Origin of the sequence: Halomonas halophila, from assembly GCF_030406665.1 — a bacterium.
Classification (GTDB): Bacteria; Pseudomonadota; Gammaproteobacteria; order Pseudomonadales; family Halomonadaceae; genus Halomonas; species Halomonas halophila.
This window is the reverse complement of the sequence record NZ_CP129121.1, coordinates 12,655-27,474: the sequence shown is the minus strand read 5'-3', so window position 1 is coordinate 27,474 and position 14,820 is coordinate 12,655. Positions and strand designations below refer to the sequence as shown.

The window sequence follows — 14,820 nt, the reverse complement described above, 5'->3', positions numbered from 1 at the left end:
CGTATGGCGACGCGTTTCGAGGATATCCCGGTCGAGCCACCACCGCGCTGGCTGCGGATGCTGGAGACCCTGGTGCTCAGCCTGGCGCTGCCCGCGTTCGGCCTCGTCCTGCATCCCGAGGATCCGCTGCTGCTGGAGGGTGGGACGGCCTGGCTGCTGGTGGCGGGACCGCTGTTGATCGGCATTCGCTACGGGTTTGCCTTCGGCTTCTGCAGCGCCCTGATCAGTGTCGCCCTGATGGGCGTCGAGACCTGGTGGCGAACCGGCGCGCTCGTACCGGACAACGAGCAGGCACTGCCCAACGCCGTGGCCGTGGTGCTGGTGGGCATGCTGTCGGGCGAGATGGCCGACACCTGGCAGCGTCGACTGCGCCAGCTGGCGACCATCAACCGCGACCAGGCCACCCGGCTCGACGAGTTCGTCCGGCATTACCATCTGCTGCGCGTCTCGCACGATCAGCTGGCCGAGCGGCTGGCCGCCAACCCGTTCACCCTGCGCGATTCGCTGCATCGGCTCGCCCTGCGCTTTCAGCATCTGGCCGAGCAGGGGACACCACTCCAGCAGCACGGTGGCGAGATACTGAGCTTCCTGGCGCTCAATGCCCGTATCCAGCAGGCGGCGCTGATTCGCCTCGACGAACATCACCGCCCCCTCACCGAGGCGCCGCTCTGCTACGGCGGCGAGGTCAGCATCGATCGCCACGATCCGATGATCCGCGCCTGCCTCGAGCGACGCGAGATGCTCTATGCGGGCAGCGCCGTCGATCCCCAGCTATCCGAGCAGGGGTCGCTGCTCGCGGTGGTGCCGCTGATCGATGTGCATGAGCGCATCCATGCCCTGGTCGCGGTCACGCAAATGCCCTTCCTCGACTTCCATCGCGGGCAGCTGCATCTGCTGGCGGTGCTCGGCGCCCAGCTCGGCGACCTGCTTCACCGGGCCGACGTCCGCCAGGGACACGCCTCACCCGCCGACATCGCCACCAGCCTGGCGCGCTGGGTCGCCCAGGCCCGTCGCAACCGCCTGACCTCACTGTTGGTGACCCTGGAGCTCCCGAGGACACTGGCCGAGGCGCACGGCCGAACCATCATCGACGAAGCCTTCACCCAGCTGCGCGCCCTGGATCAGGGGTGGGTGTTCGGCACGCGGCAGCACGCGACCTGCCTGCATATCCTGATGCCGCTGGCCGACGAGCGGGCCGCCACGGCCTTCGCCGAGCGTCTCTGGCAGCGTCTGGAGACCCAGCTGCCACAAGACCCTCGCCAGGAGGGCGCACGACTGAGCCACCGGCTCATCGACGGCCACCGCTCGGCCAGGGCACTGCTCGACGGGCTCGACCTTCAGGAGCGCCGCCATGCGGCGGCTTGACGCTGCACCGCGTTCTCCGCTGCCGGTGATCGCCCTGTGCCTGCTCGCCGGGCTGACGCTGGAGGGCATCGCCGCCTACTACCTGCTGCTCACTCCCGAGCTGCTCTGGTGGCGCAGCCTGCCGCAGCACCTGATGGCCAGCCTGCTACTCGCCATCGGCCTCTGGCAGGGGCTGCCGAGGGGAATATCACACCCCGCGACGGGTACGCTGGCCTTCCTGCTGGCCTCGCTGATCATGCTGCCAGGCATCGGCGCCCTGGGGATCGTGCTGGGGGTGCTGCCCGCCCTGCACGGCGCTCGCCGCACCAGGCCGGCGGCCTGGCGCCCGCTTCCCCTCCCCGACCTGCCCTTCCGCGCCGTGCCGCTTCTGGCGGCGAACGACCCGGCCCTCCGCGACGGCCTGGGCAGCGTGCTGTCGGGAGCCGGCGCCCCCCAGCAGCGCCAGCAGGCGATCCTCGCCTGCCGGCACCTGCCCCGGCGACAGGCCGTCCCTCTGCTACGCCAAGGCCTGATGGACGCCGCCGACGATGTCCGCCTGCTCGCCTACTCGATGCTGAACGCCATCGAGCGCGAGCTGGATAGCCGGCTGCTGGCCTTGACCCGGACCATCGAACACGGCGACGACCCGACCGGCCGCCGCGCCGAGGCCATCTCGACCCTGTACTGGGAGTATGCCTACCTGGGCCTGGCCCAGGGCAGCACGCTGCGTTACCTGCTCGAACAGGCCCTGGCGTTTATCGACCAGGCGCTGGACCATCAGGCAACCGCCCAGCGCTGGCTGCAGCGCGGCAGGCTGTGCGCGATGCTGGGCGATGTCGCGGGTGCCGAACGTGCCTTCGCGCATTGCGAACACTTGGGGATGGACGACGACGACTTGGCACCACGCCGCGCGGAGCTGGCCTTCCAGCAGCGACGCTTCCCGGAAGTGCGCCGGCAGCTGGCCCGGCTCAGTGCCGCCGCTGCCGGCGACCCCACCTTGCATCCGGTGGCCAGCTTCTGGCATCCCGATGCCGCCCCTCGAGGCGACACGGCCGCGACCGCCGCATGGGACAGGACGGAAACATGGCGATGACAGACGGCTGGCCGACACTCAGGCGGCGCGACCCGCCCGCCGACATCATCCTGTTGCTGGAGGGCACCTACCCCATGGTACGCGGCGGGGTCGCCGGCTGGGTCGACCAGTTGATTCGAGGGCTGCCCGACCTGCGCTTCGCCCTGGTCTTCCTGGGCGGACGACGACAAGACTATCAGGGCATCCTCTACGCGCGACCGGAGAACGTGGTGCACCTCGAGCGCCACTATCTGTTCGACGACATGCCCCGGGCCGGTGCGCCGCGTCAACGGCGCGGCAACAAGCGCGCCTTCGCGGCGAGTCGCGAACTGCATGAGACCCTGCGCGCCCCCGAGGTCAGTCCGGACGCCGCCCTGTGCCAGGCCGCCCGGCTGCTGGGCCGTACCGGCGGCCTGAGCCAGGACGACTTCCTGTACAGCGAGGCCGCCTGGGAGCAGGTCCTCGAGCACTACCATCGTGACTACCCCGACCCCTCCTTCATCGACTACTTCTGGTCGGTGCGCAACATGCACATCCCGCTATTCCTGCTCTCGCGCATCGCCAGGCAGCTGCCGCCGGGGCGCTGCCTGCATGCCATCTCCACCGGCTATGCCGGCTTTCTCGGGGCCCTGGCGCACCACATCACCCGACGGCCGCTGCTGGTCTCCGAGCACGGCATCTACACCAAGGAACGCCAGATCGACCTGGTACAGGCCGACTGGATACGCGACCCGACCGATCCGCTGACCCACGGCTTCCAGACCGATACGGGCTACCTGCGGCGCATGTGGGTTCGCTTCTTCCAGAGTCTCGGGCGCATGACCTACGCCTCGGCCAGCGGCATCACCACCCTCTACGAAGGCAACCGTCAGCGCCAGCTGCTCGATGGCGCCGCGGAGGAACGCACTCGGGTGATCCCCAACGGCATCGGCATCGAGCGCTTTCGCCCCTTGCGCGACGCGACAGGCGCCGCAAGCCGGCCGGTCGTGACGCTGCTCGGCCGGGTCACGCCGATCAAGGACATCAAGACCTTCATACGCGCCATGCATCAGCTATTGTCGCGCGTGCCCCAGGCCGAGGGCTGGATCGTCGGGCCGGAGAGCGAGGATCCCGACTATGCGCGTGAGTGTCACGACCTGGTACAGCAGCTCGGCCTCGAGACGCGGGTACGCTTTCTCGGCTTCCAGCGCACCGAAACGATACTCGCCCAATCCCGCCTGGTGGTGCTGACCTCGATCAGCGAGGCCCAGCCCCTGGTGGTGCTCGAGGCCATGGCCGCCGGGGTGCCGGCGGTGTGCAGCGACGTCGGCGCCTGTCGTGAACTGGTGCTGGGAAACGGCCAGACGGAGCGGCCCTCGGGGCGCATCGTGCCGATCGCCAACCCCGCCGCCACGGCCGCCGCCATGGCGGAACTGCTGGAAGACGACCAGGCCTGGCAACAGGCCCGGGAGGCGGGCATCGCCCGCGTCGAAGTGGAATACACCGAGGCGCTGATGCTCTCGCGCTACCGGCAACTCTACGTCGATACCGGGACACTGCCCGGTGACGGGAAGGAGACGAGCAAAGATGGCGGGGATCGGATTCGAACTGCGTAGGCTGCTGCAGCAGGACAGCTACCTGGGCCTGCTGCGTGCCTACAGCTACGCGGGCATCATCGGCTCCGGCCCCTGGGTCTTGTCGATCCTGGCGGTGATGGCGCTGGGGATGATCTCGGCCTCGACCCAGCAGGATGCCAGCTGGCACGTCACCGAGTTCCTGGTCTCGGTGACCTGGCTGGTGGCCGCGTCGCTAATATTTACCGGCCTGGTGCAGCTGCTGTTCACCCGCTTCGTGGCCGACCGGCTATTCGAGAACCGCGCCGAGCGGGTTCTGCCCAATCTCCTCGGGCTACTGACCCTGGTGACGCTGGCGGCGGGCACGCTGGGACTGGCGGCGATGCCCGCCTTCGCCGGCACCGGGCTGATCTATCGGCTGGAGATGGTGGTCGCCTTCGTGCTGCTGAGCAACATCTGGTGCGTGGCTGTCTTCGTGGCGGGCGTCAAGGCCTACCATCAGGTGCTGGGCGCCTTTGCCCTGGGCTACGGCGCCACACTCGGCGCGGGCCTGCTGCTGCGCGACCTGGGGCTCGAAGGGCTGCTGGGCGGTTTCGTGCTGGGCCAGGGCCTGCTGCTTTACAGCCTGCTCTTCATGGTGATCCGCCACTACCCCAGCGAGCGGCTATGGGCCTTCGACCTCCACCGCCGGGGACAACGCCATCTCTCGCTGATCCTGATCGGCCTGAGCTACAACCTGGGCATCTGGGTCGACAAGCTGGCCTTCTGGTTCAATCCCGACACCTCCGAGTCGATCATCGGCCCGTTGCGCGCCGCGCCGATTCACGACCTGCCGCTCTTTCTCGCCTACCTCTCCATCGTCCCCGGCATGGCGGTGTTCCTGATGCGCATGGAGACGGACTTCGCCGAGCGCTGCAGCGCCTATTACGAGGCCGTCCGCGGCGGCGACACCCTCGAGCATATCGAGATACAGCGCAGCCAGATGATCACCAGCGTACGACGCGGGATCTACGATATCTTCAAGGTTCAGGGCATCACCATCCTGGCCCTGCTGCTGGCCGGACCGGCCCTGCTCGACTGGCTAGGCTTCTCGGCCTGGTATCTGCCGCTGTTCAATATCTTCCTGGTGGCGGTGGGCATCCAGGTGCTGTTCATGGCGATCCTCAACGTGCTGTTCTATCTCGATCGCCTGAGGCCGGCGCTGTGCCTGTGCCTGTTGTTCGCGGGAACCAACCTGGGGCTGACGGTGGTGAGCCAGCAGCTGGGGCCGGCCTTCTATGGCTACGGCTATGCGCTGGCACTCCTGATCACGTCCCTGGTCGGCCTTGGCATGCTGGATCGTGAGTTTCAGCGGCTCACCTATCAGACCTTCATGCTGCAGCCGCCTTTCAGCCCGCCCCGGGGGCCACGCCTGACGCCGGAAGCGTGAAGAGGGTAAGCGTTTACTTCGGCTAAAGAAGCCGTTCGAGGCCTTCCAGCGTGCGCGCCAGGGCGCCGCGGTTGGCCTCGACTACCGCACGCCCGGCCGCGGCCAGGCGTTCACGCTCCGCCGCGTCACCGAGCAGGCGCGTGAGCGCCTCGGCGAGCGTCGCGGCATCGTCGACGTCCACCAGCGCCTGCCGCTCGCGCAGCGCCTCGGCCACGTCGGTGAAGTTGGCGAGCTCGGGACCGGTCAACACCGGCACGCCCATGGCGGCCGGCTCCAGCAGGTTGTGGCCACCGATCGGCACCAGGCTGCCGCCGACGAAGGCCGCATCGCCCGCGCCATAGAGCGCCGACAGCTCGCCCATGGTGTCGCCCAGATAGACCGCCATCTCGCAGGTCACCGCCTCGTCCCGCGAGCGCCGCGCCAGCGGCATGCCCTCGTGGCGGCACAGTTCCGCCGCCGCCTCGAAGCGCCGCGGATGGCGCGGCACCAGGATCAGCAGCGCCTCGGAATAGCGCTCCCGCAGCCGCGCGTGGGCCTCGAGCAGCGCCTCGTCCTCGCCCTCATGGGTCGAGCCCGCCACCCACACCGGGCGCCGGCCGAACCCGGTGCGCAAGCGCTCACTCACCTCGAAGGCCTTGTCATCACGGTCCAGATCGAACTTCAGCGAGCCGGTCACCTCGGCCTTCTCCGCCGCCATGCCCAGCGCCCGGAAGCGCTCGGCGTCGGCCTCGGACTTGGCCCCCAGCCAGCTGACGTGAGACAGCGCCTCGGCCATCAGCCTGCCGAGGCGACGATAGCCCTGGAAGGCCCGCGGCGAGAGCCGGCCGTTGACCACCGCCACCGGAATGCCCCGCCGCTCGCAGCCGGCCAGCAGGTTGGGCCACAGCTCGGTCTCGAAGAAGATGGCGAGATCGGGGCGCAGGCGATCGAGGAAGCGCCGGGCGGCGCCGGGGAAGTCCAGCGGCACGAAGTGATGACTCACTTCGGCTGTATGCGCCTCGCCCTGCAGGCGTTCGGCGACGGCATGGGCGCGTTCTGCGCCGGTGGCGGTCATGGTGGTGATCACCAGGCGGTGGTCGGGATGACGCCGCGCCAGGGCCTCGATCAGCGGCCGGGCGGCCTGCACCTCGCCCACCGAGGCGCAGTGCAGCCACAGGCTGTGGGCGCCCTCGGGCGAGCCGACGATGCGCCCCAGCCGCTCGGCGCGGGAGCGCCCGGGCAGGCTCTCCTTCCACACCCGTCGCCAGACCAGCGGCGACAGCGCAAGCAGCGCGGCGGAGTAGCCGCGCCGCACCCAGGGGTGGCCGGCCATCAGGCCTCGCGGTCGAGGATGGTGGAGATCATCGCCGTGGTGGACACGCCGTCCTCGAAGCCCAGCACCCGCACCTCGCCGCCGGCCGCGCGCACGGCCTCACCGCCGGCGATGTCCTCGGGGCGGTAGTCGCCGCCCTTGACCAGCACGTCAGGGAGCACCGCCTCGATCAGCCGCTGCGGGGTGTCCTCGGCGAAGGGCACCACCCAGTCCACCGCGCCCAGCCCGGCCAGCACCTGCATGCGGCGGGCCAGCGGGTTGATCGGCCGCTTGGGTCCCTTGAGCCGTCCGATGGAGGCGTCGTCGTTGACCGCCACGATCAGCCGGTCGCCGAGCCGGCGGGCGTGCTCCAGGTAGGCCACGTGGCCGGCGTGGAGGATGTCGAAGCAGCCGTTGGTCATCACCACCCGTTCGCCACGGGCCTGAGCGGCCCGCACCGCCTCGATCAGGGGCGCCTCGGCGATGACGCCGAATTCGGCCAGCTTGTCGCCGTGCAGGGCGGTGTAGAGCTCGGCGACGGACAGCGTGGCGGTGCCGGGCTTGGCGACCACCAGGCCGGCGGCCAGGTTGGCCAGGGTCATGGCCTCGGGGAAGCCGTGGCCGGCGGCCAGCGCCAGACCCAGCACGCCGATCACGGTATCGCCGGCGCCGGTGACGTCGAACACCTCCCGGGCGCGGGTCGGCAGGTGCAGCGGCTCGTGGCCCTCGCGGATCAGGGTCATGCCCTTCTCGCTGCGGGTGATCAGCAGCGCCTCGAGCTCCAGCTCGGCGCGCAGCGCCTCGCCGCGCTCGGACAGGGTGGCATCGTCCGGGCAGGGCCCGGCGACGGCCTCGAACTCGGCCAGATTGGGGGTGATCACGCTGGCACCGCGGTACTTGCGGAAGTCGCTGCCCTTGGGATCGACCAGCACCCGCTTGCCGGCGGCCCGCACCCGGCCGATCAGCCCCTGGACGTCGGCCAGGGTGCCCTTGCCGTAGTCGGAGAGGATCACCAGGTCGGCGGCGTCCAGGGCCGTCTCGACCTTCTCCGCCAGCGGGCCGGTGTCCACGTCGCCGAGGCTCTGCTCGAAGTCGAGGCGGATCAGCTGCTGGTTGCGGCTCATCACACGGAGCTTGGTAATGGTGGGTATGTCGGCGCTTCGGGCGAAGTGAGTGCTCACACCGGCGTCCTCGAGGCGGCGGCTCAGCAGGTCGGCGTTGTCGTCGTCGCCGACCAGGCCGGCCAGCGCCGCCCGCGCGCCCAGCGAGGCGATGTTGAGCGCCACGTTGGCGGCGCCGCCGGGGCGATCCTCGGCCTCCTCGACCCGCACCACCGGCACCGGGGCCTCGGGCGAGATCCGTGAGGTGCCGCCATGGAAGTAGCGGTCGAGCATCACGTCGCCCACCACCAGCAGACGGGAATGCTCCAGCGCGGTCAGATCAAGCTTCATCGGAAGGCTCCCTTTCCTGACGGGACGCGGCGGTGTCCAGCACCGCCTCGAGATGGCGAATGACGTCGTCGGCCTGGATCAGCGACATGGCGTCGGGATGACGGACCCGCTGCCCCCAGGGGAGCGTCTCGGGGTCCTTGTGCAGGAACTGGCGCACCGCGTCGGGATAGCGGTTCACCACGTGTTCGCGCCAGCAGTAGGGCGCGGCCCGGTCCGGGTTGGTGGTGGCGAACAGGCCGACCACAGGGGTGTTCAGGGCGTTGGCCATGTGCACCGGACCCGAGTCCGGCGCCACCACCGCCCGGGCGCCGTCGATCAGCGCCAGCAGGCCCTTGAGCGAGGAGCCACCGATGGCGTCGATCACCGCGCCGGGCTGGGACAGCGCCTGGATGCGGCTGCCCATCTCGCGCTCCTGGGTGCTGCCACCGCCGGTCAGCACCGTCTTCAGGCCGTGCTGGACCCAGGCGTGCTCGACCACGCTGGCGTAGCCCTCCGCCGACCAGTTGCGGAAGTTGCGCAGCCGCGGATTGGCACAGGGGCTCATCAGCAGGTAGGGCGCATCCCCGGTCAGCGTCGCGGCCTCGTCGCGGGCGGCGTCGGGGATCGGCATGTCCCATGCCAGCGAGAGATCCTCGACGCCCAGCAGCCGGGCGAAGTCGAGGAAGGACTCGAGCACGTGGGCGCGGGGGTGCGGCGCCAGCTGGCGGTGGGTGAACCAGTGCTGGGCATCCTTGGCACGGGCCTTGTCGTAGCCGACGCGCAGGTCGGCCTTGAGGCCCAGGGAGAGCACGCTGGCCCGCAGCGCCTGCTGCATGTGCAGCAGCACGTCGAAGCGCGTGTCCGCCAGCTGCCGCCACAGCTCGCGCATCCCCGCCAGGCCCGTGGCCTTGTCGTAGACGACGAACTCGACCCCCGACATGCCGGCCAGTAGACTGTGCTCGCCCTTGCCGATGATCCAGGTGATGCGCGCATCGGGCCACTGACGCTGCAGCGCGCGGATCGTCGGAACCAGGTTACAGACATCGCCCAGGGCGGAGAGGCGCAGCACGCCGATATGGGCGGGGCTGGCGGGCAGAGGATGCTTCATGCGATTGGCAACGCTTCAAACGGGAAAGGTTTACATTTTATATGATGCGGACAGTTTATGTGACGCCGATGGGGCGCCACAAATCGGCCCGCTCACCTTCGATCCCGACCACTGGCGCCGGCAGGGCCGCGTCACCGGCGAGGCACCCGGCCGCGGGGCCAGCCTGTTCCTGGCCGCCGGCGATGCCGAGTGGGTGCTGCGCCCCTACCGCCGCGGTGGCCTGGTGGCCAGGATCAGCGAATCGCGCTACCTGTGGACCGGCGCCGAACGCAGCCGTTCCTTCCGCGAGCTGCGCCTGACCGCCCACCTGTTCTCGCTCGGCCTGCCGGTGCCCCGCCCGGTGGCGGCGGTCACGACACGCCACGGCCCCAGCTACGAGGCCGCCCTGATCACCGTGCGCCTGAACAGCGCCCGCGCCCTGGCCGAGCGGCTCCATGACGCCGATGACGCCCTGCTGGCCCGGGTCGGCGCCACGGTGCGCCGCTTCCACGACGCCGGCCTCGACCACGTGGACCTCAACGCCCGCAACCTGCTGGTCGATGACGACGACAGCGTGTGGCTGATCGACTTCGACCGCTGCCGTCTGCGCGCGCCCGGCCAGTGGCAGGAGGCCAACCTCGAACGGCTGGCCCGCTCGCTGACCAAGTTCGACGCCACCCCCGCCATGGACGCCATCCGTCGCGGCTATGACTCTATTCAAGATTAGCGATGAGCTTTGCCGGCGCCCAAGCTTCCGCGAGGGCGCTGTAAATACCTCCCTGTAAGCTACTTTTGCCTTCCTTGGCAAAAAATCCTCGCTCCACCTTACCCCCGGCGCTCATCGACTAGGATCTGCTACGCACCGTACTCCGCCACCAGCGCCTCGACGTGGCGCGCCAAGGTGAAATCCTCCAGCACCCGCGTCCGGCCCGCCACGCCGAGCCGCTCGCGCAGCGCGCCGTCGTCGACCAGCTCGGCCAGGGCCGCGGCCCAGGCCTCGGGGGATTCGGGATCGGCCAGCCGCCCGGTGTCCGGACTCACCAGCTCCGGAATCGCTCCGCTCGACGCGCCCACCACCGGCCGACCGGCGGCCATGGCCTCGATCACCGTCAGCCCGAAGGCCTCGTTGCGCGACGGCGTGCAGACCACGTCCAGCGCCTGCAGGCAGCGCGGCAGGTCGGCGCGGAAGCCGGCGAAAGTGAGCCGCGCGCCGAGCCCCAGCGTCTCGACGCGCTCGCGCAGCGCCTCGACGAAGGCCGCGTTGCTGCCCTCCTCGGCCGTCAGCCCGCCGATCATCACGCCATGCCAGGCCGAATCGGGCCGGTTTTCTGCGAGCGCCGCCAGCGCCTCGACCCACACCCGCTGCCCCTTGCCCGGGGTGATGCGCCCCGGCAGGCCGATCGCCACCGCACCCTCGGGCACGCCCAGCTCGCCGCGCAGCGTCGCGCGCTCGTGATCGCCCAGGTCGGCCACGTAGGGCGCCGGATCGATGCCGAGGTAGAGCCGGCGGATGCGCTCGGCGGGCAGCGGGAAGGCCTGGAGATTGCGGGCGCGGGTCGCCTCGCTGATCGAGAACAGCCGGGTGACCCGGCCGTAGGCCCAGCGGTGATAGGGGTCGCGCTTGGGCCGGGTGACGCCCATGTGATCGGTGAAGAACAGCCTGAGCCCCGGGCGCAGGGTCGCCAGCAGCGCGCCCAGGCGCAGGTCGCTGGACTTGTGGCAGTGGATGACCTCGATGCCGTGGGCCTTGAGGTAGGCGAGGATCCGCCCGACCCGCCACAGCGCCTGGCCGCGGGACGGCACCGTCAGCGGCGTGACGCCGGCGGCCTCGAGGCTCGCCGCCACCCGCGAGCCTTCAAGCGCCAGGCCGTGGGCCTCCCACCCCTGGCGGGCCAGCTCGGGTATAATCCGCGCAGGATACATTTCCAGTCCGCCCCAGCCGTTCGAGAGGCAGAGCTGCATGACCTTGGGTCTCAAGGCATCCTCCATTCGGTGTCGGGGCTCGGGAGCCCCATGACGAGTTTCTCCGATCAACGGCCGCCGCGCCTGCTGGTGGTTCGCAACGACAAGCTCGGCGACTTCATGCTGGCCTGGCCGGCCCTGGCGGCCCTCAAGGCCGCCTCGCCGCGCCCCCACGTCAGCGTGCTGGTGCCGAGCTATACCGCCCCGCTGGCCCGCGCCTGCCCGTGGATCGACGAGGTGATCCTCGACCCGGGCGACAACGCCGGCCGCGAGGGCCGACGCGAACTGCTGGCCGAGCTGAAGGCCGGGCGCTTCGATGCGCTGCTGACGCTTTACTCCACGCCGCGCGTCGGCTGGCTGGGCTGGCGCGCCGGCATTCCGCTGCGCCTGGCGCCGGCCACCAAGTGGGCCCAGCTATTCTACAACCGCCGCGTCACCCAGCGCAGGTCGCGCTCGGAGAAACCCGAGTACGTCTACAACCTGGAGCTCGCCGAGGCGCTGCTCGAGGCGCTGGGCATCGCGGTGCCGACGCGGCCGGCGCCGCCCTGCTGGCCGCTGGATGATGGCGAGCACGCCCGCCAGCGGGCACTCGTGGCCGAGGCTACCGGGCTCGGTGATGACCGCCCGTGGCTGTTCCTTCACCCCGGCAGCGGCGGCTCGGCGGTCAACCTCACGCCCGAGGCCTACGCGCGGCTGGCCCGCGACGTCGATGCCCGGCTGCACGAGGCGGGCAAGAAGCCGGCCTGGGTGATCACCGCCGGCCCCGGGGAGACCGACAACGCCGATGCCCTGTGCGAGACGCTGCGCGAGGCCGGACTCGAGGCCCGGCGCCTGCCGCCGAGCCCGGGGCTCGAGGCCTTCGCCAGGAGCCTCGTGGCCGCCGACCTGTTCATCGCCGGCTCCACCGGACCGCTGCACGTCGCCGCCTGCCTGGACCGCCCCACCGCCGGCTTCTATCCTGCGCGGCGTTCGGCCACGCCGCTACGCTGGCAGACCTGCAACGCCGAGGCCCGGCGCCTGGCCTTCTGCCCGCCCGAGGACGCCCACGAGGCGGACATGGCGGCCATCGACCTGGCCGCCGCCGCCGAGTCCATCGCCGCGCACCTGACCTCTCCTTCGATCAGCGAGACCCGCCCATGACGCCCATCTCCGGCATCATCATCACGCTCAACGAGGCCGACAACGTCACCGACTGCATCGCCTCCCTGCAACGGGTCTGCGACGAGGTGATCGTCGTCGACTCCGGCAGCCAGGACGACACCGTGGCGCTCGCCGAGGCCGCCGGCGCCCGGGTGATTCATCAGCCCTATCTCGGCGACGGCCCGCAGAAGGCCTTCGCGGTGCCCCAGGCCGCCCATGACTGGATCCTGGCGCTGGACGCCGACGAGCGCCTCGACGACGACGCCGTCGCGGCGATCCAGGGCCTGGCGCTGGACGATCCGCAGCAGGCCTTTCGCTTCAGGCGCCGCAACTTTGCCGGCCGCCACTGGATCCGCGCCGCGGGCTTCTACCCCGACCCGGTCACCCGGCTCTACAACCGCACCACCTCGGGCTACCTGCCCAAGAAGGCGCACTCCTCGGTGCAGGCCCCTTCGGTGACGGATCTGGACGCCCATCTTCGCCACTTCACCTATCGTGACCTGTCACACTGGATCAGCCGCATCGACGCGCTCTCCAGCCGCGATGCCTGGGCAATGAAGGAGCGTGGCAAACGGCCCTCGGCCGTGCGGCCGGCACTGCATGCGGCCACCGCCACCTTTCGCAAGCTGATCCTCAAGGGCGGCCTCTTCCAGGGCGCGGACGGCTTCACCGTGGCCATGACCACGGCGTTCCACGCCTACATGAAGTACGCCAAACTCAACGAGCTCTACGAGAACGAGCGTGCGGAACAGAACGAACGCTGAAGATGCCATCCCCGCCCGCCTGAAGCGGCCGCGCGGATGGGCACTGCTGACCCTCGGCGTGGCCCTGGGCTTTGCCGCCGTCACCGTGACCCGGCTGCCGACCCTGGCGCTGTGGCCGATCGCCGCCGGCTGGCTGTGGCTGGCCCATCGCCTGCGCTGGGGCGAGGACGCGGCCGCACCAATGCCGCGGCGCCGCTGGCCCTGGTCGCTGCTGCCACTGAGCCTGTGGGGCATCTACGTCTATCTGGCCGACAGCTTCGGCGAGGTCGACCTGGGGGCGGTGTTCTTCCACCTGCAGGCCGGCATCAGCGATCACGGCGGCGGCGAGCGGCTGGTCGCCGCCGTGCTCTATACCCTCGCCATGCTGGCAGTACTGGCCGCCTTCACCTGGCTGGTGCGGCGCGACGGCCGCTGGGCTCGCCATGAACGCCTGCTGGCCGCGGTACTGCTGCTCGGCAATCCGATGCTGCTGGGGCTCGGCCAGCGCGGCATGGCCTTCGTCACCGAGGACGGCGCCTGGCTCGATCGCCGCTACGTGCCGCCGGTGATCCAGGCGGCGCCGGCCGATCCGCCCAACCTGCTGGTGCTCTACCTGGAGAGCCTGGAACGCACCTATGCCGACCGCGAACGCTTCGGCGACGCCTACGGGCCACTCGCCGAGCTGGGCCGACGCGGCGTGGTCTTCGAGGGAATCCGTCAGCTCGACAACACCGGCTGGACCATGGCCGGGATGATCGCCAGCCAGTGCGGCACGCCGCTGATGCCGGCGGGACTGCTGCATGACAGCCAGTTCGAGCCCCTGGACCGGGTCGTGCCGGGCGTCGACTGCCTGGGCGACCTGCTGTCGGCCCAGGGCTATGCCCTGAGCTATCTCGGCGGCGCCAGCACCCGCTTCGCCGGCAAGGGCCGTTTCTATACCGGCCACGGCGTCACGCGGGTGCGCGGCCGCGAGACCCTGGCCCCACGGCTCGAGGACCCCGACTATCTCAACAGCTGGGGGCTGTACGACGACAGCCTCTATGCCTTCACCCGGGAGGAGATCCGCCGCCGCGAGGCGGAGGGCGGCCCCTGGGGCGTGATCGCGCTCAGCCTCGGCACCCATCCGCCCGCCGGCTACCCGGCCCGGGCCTGCGAGGCGCGCCAGGGCGATCACGACGGCGAGGACATCCTCTATGCGGTGGAATGCTCGGCCTGGCTGGCCAAGCGGCTGGTGGAACGGCTGGAGGCCGAGGGGCTGCTGGCCAACACCCTGGTGGTGCTCGCCAGCGATCACCTGACCATGCGCGTCTCGGCCTGGGAGCAACTGATCGCCGGCCCCCGCGCCAATACCTTGATGCTGCTGCACAACGACCTGATTCCGCGCCGTCTCGACCGCGAGGGGTCGACGCTCGACGTGCTGCCCACCGTGCTGGAGGCCATGGGCTTTCGCATCGCGCACCACCGCGCGGGGCTCGGCGTCTCGCTGCTGTCGCGGGAACCGACGCTGGTCGAGCGCCACGGGCTGGAGGCGATCAATGCCCGGCTCAAGGAAGAGACCGCCCTGCAGCGCCGGCTGTGGGAGGGGCTCGACCTGCCCCGCCCGGAGCCGGCGTCGGTCCGGGCGGAACATTCCGGCGAAGAGCCGCGGGCATTGCCTGAAAAGTCGGCGAGCGAAGGTTAGACAAGGCAAAAATCAACGAAAAGCCGGAGTTTACGAGCTGTAAATGAGGACTTTGAGTTGAGTTTTAACGCCGTATAGCCGAGCGCAG

12 protein-coding genes are annotated in these 14,820 nt (G+C 70.3%); 8 read left to right on the top strand and 4 right to left on the bottom strand.

The features are described from left to right. Positions 1–3: 3 nt before the first annotated feature. Genes QWG60_RS00105 through pelG form a run of 4 tightly spaced genes read left to right on the top strand, consistent with a single transcriptional unit; the run spans position 4 to position 5,398 of the window. Positions 4–1,365 (top strand): PelD GGDEF domain-containing protein, encoded by a 1,362-nt coding sequence (locus QWG60_RS00105; protein ID WP_146908857.1) that lies wholly within the window; start codon positions 4–6, stop codon positions 1,363–1,365. After that, complete coding sequence (locus QWG60_RS00100; protein ID WP_146908855.1) at positions 1,352–2,437, top strand: HEAT repeat domain-containing protein; 1,086 nt, start codon at positions 1,352–1,354, stop codon at positions 2,435–2,437. Before QWG60_RS00105 ends, QWG60_RS00100 begins: the two co-directional genes overlap by 14 nt. After that, a complete protein-coding gene (gene pelF / locus QWG60_RS00095; protein WP_246124670.1) occupies positions 2,428–4,011 on the top strand; it encodes a GT4 family glycosyltransferase PelF in 1,584 nt (527 codons plus the stop codon). Before QWG60_RS00100 ends, pelF begins: the two co-directional genes overlap by 10 nt. Further along, positions 3,983–5,398 (top strand): exopolysaccharide Pel transporter PelG, encoded by a 1,416-nt coding sequence (pelG, locus tag QWG60_RS00090; RefSeq protein WP_146908853.1) that lies wholly within the window; start codon positions 3,983–3,985, stop codon positions 5,396–5,398. The genes pelF and pelG overlap by 29 nt, the downstream gene beginning before the upstream one ends. Positions 5,399–5,420: 22 nt before the next feature. Here the strand turns inward: pelG and waaA are convergent, their stop codons facing one another. From waaA to QWG60_RS00075, 3 genes are read right to left on the bottom strand one after another with little or no spacing between them, the layout of a single operon-like run. Beyond that, positions 5,421–6,710: a lipid IV(A) 3-deoxy-D-manno-octulosonic acid transferase gene (gene waaA / locus QWG60_RS00085; RefSeq protein WP_146908851.1), complete on the bottom strand. Its 1,290-nt coding sequence runs from the start codon at positions 6,708–6,710 to the stop codon at positions 5,421–5,423. Further along, positions 6,710–8,140, bottom strand: coding sequence for a bifunctional D-glycero-beta-D-manno-heptose-7-phosphate kinase/D-glycero-beta-D-manno-heptose 1-phosphate adenylyltransferase HldE (gene hldE, locus QWG60_RS00080; RefSeq protein ID WP_035594610.1), 1,431 nt, complete (start codon positions 8,138–8,140; stop codon positions 6,710–6,712). The genes waaA and hldE overlap by 1 nt, the downstream gene beginning before the upstream one ends. After that, positions 8,130–9,227: a glycosyltransferase family 9 protein gene (locus QWG60_RS00075; RefSeq protein ID WP_146908849.1), complete on the bottom strand. Its 1,098-nt coding sequence runs from the start codon at positions 9,225–9,227 to the stop codon at positions 8,130–8,132. Before QWG60_RS00075 ends, hldE begins: the two co-directional genes overlap by 11 nt. On the opposite strand from QWG60_RS00075, the gene QWG60_RS00070 reads away from it, so the two are divergent. Then, on the top strand, positions 9,226–9,933 hold the full coding sequence (locus QWG60_RS00070; RefSeq protein WP_146908847.1) for a 3-deoxy-D-manno-octulosonic acid kinase: 708 nt from the start codon (positions 9,226–9,228) through the stop codon (positions 9,931–9,933). The genes QWG60_RS00075 and QWG60_RS00070 overlap by 2 nt on opposite strands. Positions 9,934–10,061: 128 nt before the next feature. On the opposite strand, the gene QWG60_RS00065 is transcribed toward QWG60_RS00070, so the two are convergent. Then, entirely contained in the window at positions 10,062–11,183 is a 1,122-nt protein-coding gene (locus QWG60_RS00065; RefSeq protein WP_246124669.1) for a glycosyltransferase family 4 protein, read from the bottom strand. Between the two features lie 36 nt (positions 11,184–11,219). Between QWG60_RS00065 and QWG60_RS00060 the strand changes: the two genes are divergently transcribed. Genes QWG60_RS00060 through QWG60_RS00050 form a run of 3 tightly spaced genes read left to right on the top strand, consistent with a single transcriptional unit; the run spans position 11,220 to position 14,732 of the window. Continuing rightward, on the top strand, positions 11,220–12,308 hold the full coding sequence (locus QWG60_RS00060) for a glycosyltransferase family 9 protein (protein ID WP_146908845.1): 1,089 nt from the start codon (positions 11,220–11,222) through the stop codon (positions 12,306–12,308). Then, entirely contained in the window at positions 12,305–13,072 is a 768-nt protein-coding gene (locus tag QWG60_RS00055; RefSeq protein ID WP_035594596.1) for a glycosyltransferase family 2 protein, read from the top strand. The genes QWG60_RS00060 and QWG60_RS00055 overlap by 4 nt, the downstream gene beginning before the upstream one ends. Then, a complete protein-coding gene (locus QWG60_RS00050; RefSeq protein WP_379825964.1) occupies positions 13,050–14,732 on the top strand; it encodes a sulfatase-like hydrolase/transferase in 1,683 nt (560 codons plus the stop codon). The genes QWG60_RS00055 and QWG60_RS00050 overlap by 23 nt, the downstream gene beginning before the upstream one ends. Positions 14,733–14,820 lie beyond the last annotated feature (88 nt).